The following is a 13,127-nucleotide window of genomic DNA, read 5'->3' as shown; positions in this document are numbered from 1 at the left end:
CCGAGTGTTGGGGCGAGGACCTTTTGGTTACTTTTGGGTCCTTCCAAAAGTGACCCGCTGTAAGAGCGGAACCAATATCCGCCGTTACCGAAGAAACGGATATGTACTCAATCAATCAATCAAACAATCAAACACACCGAGCCCGCATAAAATCCCCCCACCGCCGCACCAGATAATTATGCTCATCCATCACCGAATTCCACACCGCAATATGCCCCATGCGCACCTCATAAGCCCCCCCATCCCGCACCTCCCCCACATCGATCAACGGCAACCCATCACTTCCCAGCAGCTCCTCCCGCGCCGGCTTGCCCGCATACCAGTAATCCCACTCCGCACTGCTCAGGTGATCCCGACTCCGCGCCGGGTTGCCAATGTAATACCCCTGGCGCGCCATCACCGCCCCTGGCCACCCCGACAACCACCAATTCAAATACGCATAGGCCGCATCCAACACCGCCCCCTTCGCATGCCGCGACAACGACAACCCACCAAACCACGCGCGATACCCTTCACGCGGCACCGCCAAGCGGTATTTCACCCCCGCACGATGCAGCCGCATCAAAGTCGGCGACCACAGGCTCTGGATATCGATACTCGGGCTGAGCATCAATTGCGCCGCTTCTTCATCATCAGACCAGAACGCCGCAAAGTGCCCCTCCTTCTGCTTGCGCACCAGGATGTCGGCCAACACGTCGATCTCTTCGATGCTCATATTGCCGATGTCCCTGAAACTGGCCAGCCCTGCGCCCTGCACCGCCAATGCAGCATCCAACGCACCAATCGCTGCGTCACTCTGCAAGGCCGTGCGCGCACGCCAGGCGGGGTCCAACAGCCAGCCCCAGCTTTCGTTACCGTGGCAAAAACCTTCGGGCAAGCGTTCGGGCCGGTAGGCGAAACTGTCGGCGTTGTGGGTCAGGGGCAACATGCTGATGCGCTCGGTGACCGTGCTGCCGAGGCTGCCGTCGTGCTGCACGAACAACCGTTCGCTGGGCACACTGCCGCTGCCCAGGCGGTCATCGGGCGACAGGCGCCCACGCTTGGGCAGGTCATTGATCTCGTGCCACAGCGCAATGCGCCGGGTGTCGATGGGCTGGATCGCCCGGGCTGGCCACACGAAGTCGACGTTGTGGAACCATTGGTCGTACAGGTCGTAGCTCTCAGGCTGCATCACCGCGATGCGCTGGGCCTGCGCGACATCGTGCACCTGGTAGACCAGGCGAATGCCCAGCTCCTGCTCGGCGCGTACGCGCAGGCATTCAAGCAAGGTGACGGAGGTGCCAAGGACGCGCAACGTAATCATGCCGCGAACCGCCGCGAGAAGGCTTCAAACGAACGTCTTAACAGCGCAGGGTCGAGCCCGCGCAGGATAAACACCAGGCGCGATTGCCGATCAGTGCCCGGCCACGAAGGCAGGTGCACCGGCGCATGCAGGCAATGCTGCACACCATGAATGACGATGGGGGCGTTACTGGCGTTCACGTTGAGCAGCCCTTTCACACGGAGGATTCGTTCGCCGTGGCATCTTAACAGCATCGACAACCACACCCCGAAACCCACCCAGTCCAGCGGCTGGTCGAAGGTCAGGCTGCACACTTGGGCGGCGCCGTGGGTAGCGGTGGTGGTGCGATGCAGTTGCCAACGACTGACTTCCCCGGCGGGTTCGGCGCTGCGCAGGCCTTCGCCGAGCAGCAGTTGATCGCCGCTGTGGATCTCGTGGGTATCGAGGATCGGCGTACCGGCATTCAGCGCCTGCAAGTGAGCGCGCAACGCCGTGCAATCGCCGGCCAGGTCGGTCTTGCTCAGCAGCAGGCGGTCCGCCGCCGCTACCTGGGCCAGCCATTCCGGGTGCAGGCGTTCTTGCAGGGCGGCGTGGCTGGCGTCGACCAGGGTGATCACCAGGCCAATATGGAAACGCCCGCGCAGTTGCACGTCGTTGTTCAGGGTGGCGAGGATCGGTGCCGGGTCGGCCAGGCCGGTGGTTTCCAGAATCACGCGTTTGAACGCCGGGATTTCACCGCGCTCGCGGCGTTGCAGCAGGCCGAGCAACGCGTCTTTCAACTCGCCTCGGATCGAACAGCACACGCAGCCGCTGGGCAGCAGTACGGTGTCCGGCGCCACCTCTTCCACCAGCAGATGGTCGATGCCGACATCACCGAATTCGTTGATCAGCAGCGCGGTGTCGCCCAGGCTCTCGCCTTGCAGCAGGCGCTTGAGCAATGTGGTTTTGCCACTGCCAAGGAAGCCGGTGATGACATTAAGGGCAATGCTCATAGTTACCTCCGCCCCCTGTAGGAGCGAGCTTGCTCGCGAAGAACGCACAGGCACCGCGTTCATCCAGACCGCCCGCGTTGTCGTTGACGACCTTCGCGAGCAAGCTCGCTCCTACAAGGAGTTGTACTCCAAATGATCGAGCAGTTGGGGATCGAGAGGGTCCAAGGGTCGGCCGAGCATGGCCTCGGCCGCCTGCCACAGTTGATCCAAGCCGCTGGCCAGTGCCTGTTTGCCGGTGGCGCCCAGCAGCAGATACGACGCGCCCTGGAAGTCTTCGACCTTGAGCCGGAACACCGCCAGCACCTGATTGATAGCGGCGATTCGGCGCAGGCGTTCGCGGCGTCGGGGCAGTTCGTCGCCCAAAGGATCGCTCCAGTGCAAGTCTTCGCCGAGCAAGCCGCAGAGTCCGCACATGGCTATACCTCACTCATGGCATGACATCGCCGGAGTTCGGACCCAGGGTCTGACCGACGAACAGGTTGCCACCGGGCTCGCTGGCCAGCAGCACCGCCGTGGGCGCCACTTCATCCGCCAAGCCAAAGCGCCCCAGGGGCAGTTCCTTGGCCTTGGCGCGTTTCCAGTCGTCGCTGATACCGCCCACCAACGGCGTCTCGATCGGGCCGGGCGCGATGGCGTTGACCAGCACATTGTCCTTGGCCACTTCCAGGGCCAGGGACTTGGTGAAGCCGATCACCCCGGCCTTGGCCGCCGCGTAATGGGTCAGCTCGGCGCCGCCCTTGATGCCCAGTTGCGAGGCGACGTTGATGATCCGCCCCCAACGCTGCGCGAGCATATGCGGCAAGGCGCGCTGGCTGGCGACGAACACGCTGGTGAGGTCGACGCGCAGCATGTCGTTCCACATCTCGATGGACAGGTCGACGCAGCGCGCCTGGGTGAGCATACCGGCGTTGTTGACCAGGATATCGATGCCGCCGAAGTGTTCGACGCAACGGTCAACGCTCGCCTGCGCACCTTCGACAGTGCCGACATCGGCCAGGCATTCGAACACCTCGGCGCCGAGGTTGCGGCAGGTGATCGCCGTTTCCGCGAGGCTGGCAGCGTTGCGGTCGGCCAGCACCAGGCGCGCGCCTTCAGCGGCGTAGGCACGGGCGATGGCGGCACCGATGCCGCTGCCAGCGCCGGTGATCACCGCGCGGCGGTTAAGAAGTTGCGGCATATGAAACTCTCCTGTTAAACACCGTTTCCTGTGGGAGCTGGCTTGCCTGCGATAGCGCTAGGTCAGTCACAGATGTTTTCAATGATCCACCGCTATCGCAGGCAAGCCAGCTCCCACATTTCTAGACCCTGTACAGTCAGTCAGGCCAGCGCACGGTAAGGCCACCGTCGATGACAATGCTTTGCCCGGTCAGATAACTCGACGCATCACTGGTCAAAAACTGCACCAGCGATGCCACTTCATCCGCCCGCCCTACCCGGCCCAACGGAATCGCGCGTGCCGCTTTGGCCAGGCCTTCCGGCCCCAGCGAGTTCTTAGCATCCAGCGACTGCGGCGTCTCGATCAACCCGGGGATCACCGCATTGCAACGAATGCCCTTGCCCGCCAACTCCACCGCCAGCGAACGGCACAACCCCGGCACGCCGGCCTTGGCCGCCGCGTAGTGGCTGTGCTCCTGCCAGCCATACACGCCACCGGCAATCGACGAAATCGCTACCAGCGCGCCGCCTGCATGCATATGCCGGGTTGCCGCGCGGAAGGTGCGCATCACCCCCGTGAGGTCGACATTGAGCATCTCGTCCCACAACGCGTCGGTCATCTCCAGCAAGGGTGCGCGGCGCAGCAGGCCGGCGTTGGCCACGGCGTAATCGAGTCGGCCGAAATGCTGGATGGCTTGCTCGGCCAGTGCATCCACCGAGGCGGTATCGCCCACGTCCAACGGCAGCATCAGGCACTCGCCGCCCGCCTCTGCCACAAGGCTGACGGTGGTCTGCGGGTCATGGGGATCGGCCGGGTAATACCCGCCGACCACCGCCACGCCGTTGCGCGCATAGGCCACGGCGAGGGCTTGGCCGATGCCGCTGGCGGCACCGGTAATCAAGGCAACTTTACGGCTCATCAAACACTCCTTACTGAACGGTTTCCGGACGCACATGGCGTGCGGCAAACATCAAGGCGCCGGACAGGAAGCACGGCAGCGCACCGAACCACAGCGCGGCGGTCTGCCAGTCACTACCAGCGGACAACACCTGGGTCGCGCCAAAACCTGCGACCACCGCACCAATCGGACCCATGGCGTGGATAATCGCGCCACCGGTGGCGCGGATGCTGGTGGGGAAACTCTCACTGATGAAAAACAGCGCCGCCGAGTACGGCCCGATCAGGAAGAACAGGCCCAGGCTGTACAGCCCGACCACCATCGGCATATTGCTCGGGCCAAACAGCATCCCGGCAAACGACAGGCCGCCAAGCATCCAGCCCAGACCGATCACGTTGCGACGGCCGATCTTGTCGCCCATCCAGCCGTGGCTGAGGTAACCGCAGTAGCCCACCAGGTTCGACAGCACGAGGATGATCAGCGAGTTCTCGAACGAGATGTGGTGCACGCTGATGATCACCGAGGTACCGAGCACGCTGAACACCTGGATCGCCGCCCAGTTGAGCAGCAGTGCCGCGCCGATCACCAGGGTGGCGCGACGCGCCGGGCCACGGAACGCGGCTTTAAGGCCGGCCTTGCTGTGCTCGTCGTAGTCCACGCCATAGGTCACGGCGACGTTTTGCGCTTCTGTCACTGCACCGCTTTTTCGCAATTGGCTGATGCGTTGATGGATCTGGAACTGCGGGCTCTCCTTGAGTTTGCGCGCCATGATCGCGATGACGATGGCCGGGATCGCGGCGAAGATGAAGCAGCCCTGCCAGCCAATGATCGGCAGCAACAGCGCGGTCAAGCCGGCGGCAATCAAAGCACCTACCGGCCAGCCACCTTGCACCAGGCTGTAGATAAAACCACGGCGTTTGGTCAGGCGCGGATCTTCGGAGGCGCCGTACAACTCACTCAAGTAAGTGGCGTTGACAGTCTCTTCGGCATAACCCAAACCACCCAACGAACGGATCAGGATCAGCGGCGACTTGCCCCACGCGCCGCCAATCGCAGTCAGCGCCGAGCACAGTGCGGAACCGGCGACGGTGAAGATAATCCCGGTGCGGCGCCCCAATTTGTCCACCACCGGGCCGATGGCAAATGCCACTACCGCCGTGCCCACCGCCACCCACGTCGCGATTTCAGCTTGCTCCACTTCACCCCAGCCAAAATGCCGGCCGATCTCCGGCAGCAAGGTGCCGAACAAAATGAAGTCATACACCGCAAACACCCAGGCGAAAAACGCGATCCAGGTGGCGAAACGCACCTCCTTGGACGTCAGTTGCCGGGGTTTCCAGCCAGTCAGGTCAAGCTTGTTGTAGATGGACATGGGTCGCGCCTCAAGGGTCAGTGGCCCTCTGTAGGAGCGAGCTTGCTCGCGAAGAACGCATAGACACCGCGTTCACCCAGAATGCCCGCGTTATCGTTGACGATTTTCGCGGGCAAGCCCGCTCCTACAGAGGGGAGTGTCAGGTACGGGGTTGGCGGCGGATGAAGTCATCGGCGATTTCGTCAAAGGTGACGAAGCGCACGCCGGCATGGCTCTGGATGTGTTCGATCAGGCGCTCAAGCATCAGCAGCACTTGCGGGCGGCCGGAGACGTCGGGGTGGATGGTCATGGTGAACACCGCGTGTTCGTGTTCGCGGTAGACCCAGTCGAACTGGTCGCGCCACATTTCTTCCAGGTGACGCGGGTTGACGAAGCCGTGGCTGTTGGGGGCTTTCTTGATGAACATCATCGGCGGCAGGTCGTCCAGGTACCAGTTGGCCGGGATCTCCACCAAGTCGGTTTCTTCGCCGCGCACCAGCGGTTTCATCCAGGTGTCGGGGTGCTGGCTGTAGTCGATCTTGGTCCAGCTGTCGCCCTTGCGCACGTAGTAGGGGTGGAAGTCGTTGTGCATCAGGCTGTGGTCGTACTTGATGCCTTTTTTCAGCAGCAGTTCATTGGTGACCTTGCTGAATTCCCACCACGGCGCCACGTAACCCGTCGGGCGTTTGCCGGTGACCTGGGTGATCAGCTCGATGGATTTGTCCAGGACGATTTCTTCTTGCTCGGCGGTCATCGCGATGGGGTTTTCGTGGCTGTAGCCGTGCACACCGATTTCGTGACCGGCGTCGGCCACGGCTTTCATTTGCTCGGGGAAGGTTTCCATCGAGTGGCCGGGGATAAACCAGGTGGTGCGCAGGCCATAGCGCTCGAACAGTTTGAGCAGGCGTGGCGCGCCGATTTCCCCGGCGAACAGGCCACGGGAAATGTCGTCCGGCGAATCTTCGCCGCCGTAGGAACCGAGCCAGCCGGCGACGGCGTCAACGTCGACGCCGAATGCACAGAGGATGTCTTTAGCCATGATGTGTCTCCTTAAATAGTGAGTACGGATTCGACGGACAACGCTGCGCGCAGCAGGCGAGCGTCTTCTCCCGTCGGAGCGCTGAGCAGCAGCCCGGTGGGCAGGCCCTGGGCATCGCGGCCGCTGGGCAGGGTCACGCCAGGCATGTCGAGCAAACTGCCGGGCATGGTCAGGCGCAGGGTGGCGAGGTTGGTGTTCACAAACAGGTCGTCGTCGGCTTCCAGCGGGGCCAACGCCGGGGCGACGTGGGCGACGGTGGGGGTGATCAGGATGGCGCCGTCGAGATCGTCGACCAGTTGCTGTTGCAGGCGGCGGCGAGCAGCGACCAGGTGCAGCAGTTGGCTGGCCGGCAGCGTGCGCGCGGCTTCGAGGCGGCGGCGTACACGTGGGTCGAGTTGTTCGGCGTCGGGGCTGTCGAGCAAGGCTTCGTGCAGGGCGAAAGCTTCGAAGGAACCGAGCCAGCCATGGTGTTTGATCAGGTCCAGGGTGGCCTGGAAGGTCGGGCATTCACGCTCTTCGATCAGCGCGCCGTGGGCCTTGAGTTGCTCCACGGCGCGCAGCAGGTTGTTGCGCACAGCGGGCTCAGCATCCTGTTGCGCCAGCACAAAGCGCTGACCCTTGAGGCTGCGAGCGGTGTGGGTTTGGCTGCGGCCATGCAGCAGATCGTCGATTGCCAGGGCATCGCGCACGCTGCGGGTCAGCGGGCCGAGGCTGTCGAGGGTGTGCGCCAGGGGGAACACGCCGTCGCGGCTGTAGCGTCGGCTGCTGCTGCGGTACCCCACCAGGCCGTTGAAGGCCGAGGGAATGCGGATCGAACCGGCGGTGTCGGTGCCCATAGCGATGGGCACAATTGCGGCGGCAACGGCCACGGCTGAACCGGACGACGAGCCACCAGGCACGCGGGGTTGGTCAGTGCCATGGGGATTGTGCGGCGTGCCGAAATGCGGGTTCAGGCCCAGGCCGGAATAGGCCAGTTCGCTGAGGTTGGTCTTGCCCACGCTGACCATCCCGGCGCGACACAGCAGGCCCACGGTCGGTGCGTCGAGCAACGCAGCGGGCGCGTTGCGGCGGCAAGCCGCGCCAGCAGTGGTAATGCTGCCGGCCACATCGAACAGATCTTTCCAGGCCAGGGGCACGCCGTCGAATACGCTCAACGGCTGGCCGGCGCGCCAACGGGCGGCAGAGGCTTCAGCTTCGCGACGCGCGCGCTCGGCGGTCAGGCTGATAAAGACAGCCGGGGCCCGGCTCGCCTTTACGAGTGCCTGTTCAAGGGCTTGCACCGGGTCGCTGCGACCGCTGGCGAAATCCTCGGCCATTGAAGTGGCGTCTGACATCAAGGTGCCCCTCACAAAATGTACTTATTAATAAAATATACATTTTTAAGAGGCAGCTTTCGTGCCAGTCTTTCTCAGGCAGATTTTACGCAATCGGAGAATTTCGCCTAGAGCTACGGGATAGATGGTTTTAAACAGTCGGAAAAAATCTTGCCAGGCCACAGGAAAGCGCCTTCAATGAAATAATGTATCTTTTATTAATAAATACATTTTGGTGCAGAAAAGTAACATTCCTCCATTTCGAGCCCCACAAAGGTGCCGCCGCTGTGGCGCAGGGTGACAGGCGCAACTTATGAGAGAATCCCCGGCCACCGTCCTACAAGCCTCAGAGAAAGCAATGAAAGCAGCGTCCGCCCCGGCCTCCCGTTACGCGATGATTCATCAGGTATTGCGTGATGCGATCGTCAACGGCACCGCGCGCCACGGCCTGGTCTTGCTGGAAGCGCCGCTGGCCGAATTGTTCGGCACCAGTCGTGTGCCGGTGCGCCGAGCCCTGGACCTGCTGCATGAGGAAGGGTTGATTTGCCGCTTCAACGGCCGGGGTTACCTGATCAACCCCGACGGCCTGGTGATGGAGCCGTTGCGCCTGCCCTTGAGCCATGCGCATTTGGGCCTCAACGGGGAAGATGAGTTGGTGGACACGCGGCCCCTAGGCGAGCGCATCGTCGAGGAAATCGGCGCGGCGTTGTCCACCTGCATTGCCTTCGGCCACTACCGCTTGGACGAGCAAGCCGCCGCCGACCACTACGGCGTCAGCCGCGCGGTGGTGCGTGAAGCGCTGATGCGCCTGCGCGACCGGGGGCTGGTAGAAAAAGAGCCCTACTCCCAATGGCTGGCAGGGCCGTTGACCGCCCGCGAAGTCACCGAAGACTACGAGCTGCGCGCCTGCCTGGAACCCGAAGCCCTGCGCCAGAGCGCGCCGGGGCTGGACCGCGAAATGCTGGAAGCCATGTTGCAACGCGTGCTGGACGCCCAGGACAGCGTCCACTGCAGCCTGGAGGCCATCGAGCAGATCGAGGAGGACTTGCACCAGCGCTGCCTCGCCGGCCTGCAGAACCGCAAGATTGCGGCGCTGATTCGCCAGGGGCAGAGCCCGATGATCATCAGCCGGATTTTTTACCGTTTACTGGGGATCGGCGCCGATCCGGCCATGCTCGCCGAACATCGCCTGATTCTGGAATTGCTGCTGCACGGCGCATTTGATGCGGCGGCGTTGAACCTGCGTGAGCACCTGCAGCGTGCACGCCAGCGCATGCTGCAAAGATTGAAAGTGTTGTCAGTGCTGCCGGAGCAGCCATTGCCGAGCTATCTGCACAAGATCAGCTGAATTCATGCAAATTGTTGCTAACTTCACGCGACCATTGAAACCACCGCTACCCCGCCCCATCTAACCTGCATACTTCCTTATGCAGGTGCCCCATGAGCGACCAGCAAGAATTCCCTGATTACGACCTCAACGATTACGCAGACCCCGAAAACGCTGAATCCGCCTCGTCCAATACCGGCCTGGCCCTGCCTGGGCAAAACCTGCCGGACAAGGTCTACATCATCCCGATCCACAACCGGCCCTTCTTCCCGGCGCAAGTGCTGCCGGTGATCGTCAATGAAGAGCCGTGGGCCGAGACCCTGGAGTTGGTGAGCAAATCCGACCACCATTCCCTGGCCCTGTTTTTCATGGACACGCCGCCGGAAGACCCGCGCCACTTCGACACCTCCAGCCTGCCGCTGTACGGCACCTTGGTGAAGGTGCACCACGCCAGCCGCGAAAACGGCAAGCTGCAATTCGTCGCCCAGGGCCTTACGCGTGTGCGCATCAAGACCTGGCTCAAGCACCATCGCCCGCCGTACCTGGTGGAAGTCGAATACCCGCACCAGCCGAGCGAGCCGACCGATGAGGTCAAGGCTTACGGCATGGCGCTGATCAATGCGATCAAGGAACTGCTGCCACTCAACCCGCTGTACAGCGAAGAGTTGAAGAACTACCTCAACCGCTTCAGCCCCAACGACCCGTCGCCACTCACCGACTTCGCCGCCGCGCTGACGTCGGCCACCGGTAACGAATTGCAGGAAGTGCTGGACTGTGTGCCCATGCTCAAGCGCATGGAAAAAGTGCTGCCGATGCTGCGCAAAGAGGTCGAGGTCGCGCGCCTGCAAAAAGAACTGTCCGCCGAGGTGAACCGCAAGATCGGTGAGCACCAGCGCGAGTTCTTCCTCAAGGAACAACTCAAGGTCATCCAGCAGGAGCTGGGCCTGACCAAGGACGATCGCAGCGCGGACGTCGAACAGTTCGAGCAACGCCTGGAAGGCAAAGTGCTGCCGCCCCAGGCGAAAAAACGCATCGATGAAGAATTGAACAAACTCTCGATCCTCGAAACCGGCTCGCCAGAGTACGCGGTGACACGCAACTACCTGGACTGGGCCACCTCGGTACCGTGGGGTGTGTATGGCGAGGATAAACTCGACCTGAAACATGCGCGCAAGGTGTTGGATAAACACCACGCGGGCCTGGATGACATCAAGAGCCGCATCCTCGAATTCCTTGCGGTGGGCGCCTACAAAGGCGAAGTTGCTGGCTCCATCGTCCTGCTGGTCGGCCCGCCGGGCGTGGGCAAGACCAGCGTGGGTAAATCCATCGCCGAGTCCCTGGGCCGGCCGTTCTATCGCTTCAGTGTCGGCGGCATGCGCGATGAGGCCGAGATCAAAGGCCATCGCCGCACCTACATCGGCGCCCTGCCGGGCAAGCTGGTGCAGGCGCTTAAAGATGTGGAAGTGATGAACCCGGTGATCATGCTCGACGAGATCGACAAGATGGGCCAGAGCTTCCAGGGCGACCCGGCGTCGGCCTTGCTGGAAACCCTCGACCCTGAGCAGAACGTCGAATTCCTCGACCACTACCTGGACCTGCGCCTGGACCTGTCCAAAGTGCTGTTCGTGTGCACTGCCAACACTTTGGATTCCATCCCCGGCCCACTGCTGGACCGTATGGAAGTGATTCGCCTGTCGGGCTATATCACTGAAGAAAAAGTCGCCATCGCCAAACGCCACCTGTGGCCGAAACAGCTGGAAAAAGCCGGCGTGTCGAAAAACAGCCTGACCATCAGCGATGGCGCTTTGCGTGCATTGATCGACGGCTACGCGCGCGAGGCCGGGGTGCGTCAGTTGGAAAAACAACTGGGCAAACTGGTGCGCAAAGCCGTGGTCAAGCTGTTGGACGAGCCGGACTCGGTGATCAAGATCGGCAACAAGGACCTGGAGAGTTCCCTGGGCATCCCGGTGTTCCGCAATGAGCAAGTGCTATCCGGCACCGGCGTGATCACAGGCCTGGCCTGGACCAGCATGGGCGGCGCGACCTTGCCGATCGAGGCGACGCGTATCCACACGCTCAATCGCGGTTTCAAACTGACCGGGCAGTTGGGTGAAGTGATGAAGGAGTCCGCGGAAATCGCCTACAGCTACATCAGTTCGAACCTGAAGTCGTTTGGCGGTGATGCGAAGTTCTTCGATGAGGCCTTCGTGCACTTGCATGTGCCGGAAGGTGCGACACCGAAAGACGGCCCGAGCGCCGGTGTGACCATGGCCAGTGCGCTGCTGTCCCTGGCACGCAACCAACCGCCGAAGAAAGGCGTGGCAATGACTGGCGAGCTGACGTTGACCGGGCATGTACTGCCGATTGGCGGCGTGCGCGAGAAGGTGATTGCGGCGCGGCGCCAGAAGATTCATGAGCTGATCCTGCCGGAGCCGAACCGTGGCAGCTATGAAGAGTTGCCGGAATACCTGAAAGAAGGCATGACGGTGCACTTTGCCAAGCGCTTTGCGGATGTGGCCAAAGTGCTGTTCTGATTGATCTGCATGGCCTGACCTGACGCCATCGCCGGCAAGCCGGCTCCTACAAGTGAAATGCGTTCCCCTGTAGGAGCCGGCTTGCCGGCGATGGCGTCATTGGCCTCAGCCCCCCTGTCTTGTCACACCTTGTCTCATCTTCGGTTATGCTCGCCCTTCGTCGTGAATCAACGGAGCCCCCATGACCGCTGCCCGCCTGCTTCTCCCCTTGAGCCTTGCCCTGCTGGGCGCGTGCGCCAGTGCACCGAAGCAAAACGTCACCGTGGATAATCAAAGTGCCTGCCCGCTCCAGCTCAAAAGCGGACAAAACCTGATCCTCACCTTGCCAAGCAACCCCACCACCGGCTACCGCTGGGCCATCCAGGACTCCGCTGGCGGCGTATTGCGCGCGCTGAGCCCGGAGGTCTACAGCAGCGCAGAGTCCGGCGTGATCGGTGGCGGCGGCCAGTCGACCTGGCGCTTCCAGGCTTTCGCCACCGGCCAGGGTCGTTTGCGCCTGACCTCCCAGCAACCCTGGGAACCGGAAGCTGAACCCGTCGAAACCTTTGACTGCGCCATCACGGTGAACTGATATGCCATGGCTGATTCTTGCGTTGATGGGCGCCGGCACCTTTATCTACGGTCTGGCCACTCATGCCACTTTGCTGTGCCTGTTGGTCAAACCGCTGCCGGTGCTGGCGCTGCTGGGTTGGCTGCACGATGCGCCGCCCACCGACTATCGACGCTGGATCAGCCTGGGGCTGATTTTTTCCCTGGTGGGCGATGTGCTGCTGGCCTGGCCGGGCGACCTGTTTATCTTCGGCTTGGGTGCCTTTCTGTTTGCGCATTTGGCGTACCTCAAAGCCTATTTCAGTGACTGTCGCCGCTTGGCGCTACTGCCGCTGGTATTGGCGCTGGGCGTGGGTGCAATCCTGCTGAGCATCCTGATCTCCCATGGCCTGGGCGACCTGCTGATTCCAGTGGTGGTTTATGCAACCGTGATCAGTGCCATGCTCTGGCGTGCGTTGGCGCGACTGGGCAGCGACGTGCCAAAACGCTCGGCATGGCTGGCGGCGGCAGGTGCGGCGTCGTTTGTGTTTTCCGACACGCTGATTGGTATCAATCGGTTTGTGGCGGCGTTCGATGCGGCACCGTATTTGCTGATCACCACGTATTGGCTGGGCCAGTGGGGCATCACTGCCTCGGCTTTCCATCAAAAACACTCCAACCCTCTGTAGGAGCTGGCTTGCCAGCGA

Annotated in this window: 12 protein-coding genes; 4 read left to right on the top strand and 8 right to left on the bottom strand. The window is 62.2% G+C overall.

All coding sequences use genetic code 11. The annotated features are described in order from the left end of the window. Nucleotides 1-127: 127 nt before the first annotated feature. The 8 genes from HX793_RS06410 to HX793_RS06375 form a co-directional block, all read right to left on the bottom strand. Entirely contained in the window at nucleotides 128-1,303 is a 1,176-nt protein-coding gene (locus tag HX793_RS06410; protein WP_177094864.1) for an ABC transporter substrate-binding protein, read from the bottom strand. After that, a complete protein-coding gene (locus HX793_RS06405; protein ID WP_177058547.1) occupies nucleotides 1,300-2,274 on the bottom strand; it encodes a CobW family GTP-binding protein in 975 nt (324 codons plus the stop codon). Before HX793_RS06405 ends, HX793_RS06410 begins: the two co-directional genes overlap by 4 nt. 111 nt (nucleotides 2,275-2,385) lie before the next feature. Next, complete coding sequence (locus tag HX793_RS06400; protein WP_016978285.1) at nucleotides 2,386-2,688, bottom strand: hypothetical protein; 303 nt, start codon at nucleotides 2,686-2,688, stop codon at nucleotides 2,386-2,388. Nucleotides 2,689-2,701: 13 nt separating this feature from the next. Continuing rightward, nucleotides 2,702-3,451 (bottom strand): SDR family NAD(P)-dependent oxidoreductase, encoded by a 750-nt coding sequence (locus tag HX793_RS06395; protein WP_123478314.1) that lies wholly within the window; start codon nucleotides 3,449-3,451, stop codon nucleotides 2,702-2,704. 136 nt (nucleotides 3,452-3,587) lie between these two features. Beyond that, nucleotides 3,588-4,349 (bottom strand): SDR family NAD(P)-dependent oxidoreductase, encoded by a 762-nt coding sequence (locus tag HX793_RS06390; RefSeq protein WP_177094866.1) that lies wholly within the window; start codon nucleotides 4,347-4,349, stop codon nucleotides 3,588-3,590. A gap of 10 nt (nucleotides 4,350-4,359) precedes the next feature. Then, complete coding sequence (locus tag HX793_RS06385; RefSeq protein ID WP_177094869.1) at nucleotides 4,360-5,700, bottom strand: MFS transporter; 1,341 nt, start codon at nucleotides 5,698-5,700, stop codon at nucleotides 4,360-4,362. 139 nt (nucleotides 5,701-5,839) lie between these two features. Further along, nucleotides 5,840-6,718, bottom strand: coding sequence for a polysaccharide deacetylase family protein (locus HX793_RS06380; protein ID WP_003234086.1), 879 nt, complete (start codon nucleotides 6,716-6,718; stop codon nucleotides 5,840-5,842). Between the two features lie 11 nt (nucleotides 6,719-6,729). Beyond that, nucleotides 6,730-8,052 carry an amidase gene (locus tag HX793_RS06375; RefSeq protein WP_178905463.1) on the bottom strand — a complete coding sequence of 441 codons (1,323 nt, stop codon included), beginning with the start codon at nucleotides 8,050-8,052 and terminating at the stop codon, nucleotides 6,730-6,732. Between the two features lie 337 nt (nucleotides 8,053-8,389). Here HX793_RS06375 and HX793_RS06370 point away from each other — a divergent pair, with 337 nt between their 5' ends. The 4 genes from HX793_RS06370 (at nucleotide 8,390) to HX793_RS06355 (ending at nucleotide 13,109) form a co-directional block, all read left to right on the top strand. Beyond that, entirely contained in the window at nucleotides 8,390-9,379 is a 990-nt protein-coding gene (locus HX793_RS06370; protein ID WP_177050054.1) for a GntR family transcriptional regulator, read from the top strand. A 92-nt stretch (nucleotides 9,380-9,471) separates the two neighbouring features. Further along, complete coding sequence (gene lon / locus HX793_RS06365; protein WP_095014839.1) at nucleotides 9,472-11,892, top strand: endopeptidase La; 2,421 nt, start codon at nucleotides 9,472-9,474, stop codon at nucleotides 11,890-11,892. Between the two features lie 181 nt (nucleotides 11,893-12,073). Next, complete coding sequence (locus HX793_RS06360) at nucleotides 12,074-12,463, top strand: protease inhibitor I42 family protein (protein ID WP_177050056.1); 390 nt, start codon at nucleotides 12,074-12,076, stop codon at nucleotides 12,461-12,463. Between the two features lies 1 nt (nucleotide 12,464). Next, the gene (locus HX793_RS06355; RefSeq protein ID WP_016978277.1) at nucleotides 12,465-13,109 is read left to right on the top strand and encodes a lysoplasmalogenase; all 645 of its coding nucleotides are present in this window, start codon (nucleotides 12,465-12,467) and stop codon (nucleotides 13,107-13,109) included. Nucleotides 13,110-13,127: the final 18 nt, after the last annotated feature.

The sequence above is a fragment of the Pseudomonas reactans genome (assembly GCF_013387025.1).
Classification (GTDB): Bacteria; Pseudomonadota; Gammaproteobacteria; order Pseudomonadales; family Pseudomonadaceae; genus Aquipseudomonas; species Aquipseudomonas reactans.
Note: the sequence above shows the minus strand (reverse complement) of the source record. Positions and strands in the feature narration are given on the sequence as shown.

Excerpts from the sequence above, each read along its gene's own strand:
- HX793_RS06355 (WP_016978277.1), top strand. The coding sequence starts at position 12,465 with ATGCCATGGCTGATTCTTGCGTTGATGGGCGCCGGCACCTTTATCTAC.
- HX793_RS06380 (WP_003234086.1), bottom strand. The coding sequence starts at position 6,718 with ATGGCTAAAGACATCCTCTGTGCATTCGGCGTCGACGTTGACGCCGTC.
- HX793_RS06400 (WP_016978285.1), bottom strand. The coding sequence starts at position 2,688 with ATGTGCGGACTCTGCGGCTTGCTCGGCGAAGACTTGCACTGGAGCGAT.
- lon (WP_095014839.1), top strand. The coding sequence starts at position 9,472 with ATGAGCGACCAGCAAGAATTCCCTGATTACGACCTCAACGATTACGCA.
- HX793_RS06370 (WP_177050054.1), top strand. The coding sequence starts at position 8,390 with ATGAAAGCAGCGTCCGCCCCGGCCTCCCGTTACGCGATGATTCATCAG.
- HX793_RS06390 (WP_177094866.1), bottom strand. The coding sequence starts at position 4,349 with ATGAGCCGTAAAGTTGCCTTGATTACCGGTGCCGCCAGCGGCATCGGC.
- HX793_RS06395 (WP_123478314.1), bottom strand. The coding sequence starts at position 3,451 with ATGCCGCAACTTCTTAACCGCCGCGCGGTGATCACCGGCGCTGGCAGC.
- HX793_RS06375 (WP_178905463.1), bottom strand. The coding sequence starts at position 8,052 with ATGTCAGACGCCACTTCAATGGCCGAGGATTTCGCCAGCGGTCGCAGC.
- HX793_RS06410 (WP_177094864.1), bottom strand. The coding sequence starts at position 1,303 with ATGATTACGTTGCGCGTCCTTGGCACCTCCGTCACCTTGCTTGAATGC.
- HX793_RS06405 (WP_177058547.1), bottom strand. The coding sequence starts at position 2,274 with ATGAGCATTGCCCTTAATGTCATCACCGGCTTCCTTGGCAGTGGCAAA.
- HX793_RS06385 (WP_177094869.1), bottom strand. The coding sequence starts at position 5,700 with ATGTCCATCTACAACAAGCTTGACCTGACTGGCTGGAAACCCCGGCAA.
- HX793_RS06360 (WP_177050056.1), top strand. The coding sequence starts at position 12,074 with ATGACCGCTGCCCGCCTGCTTCTCCCCTTGAGCCTTGCCCTGCTGGGC.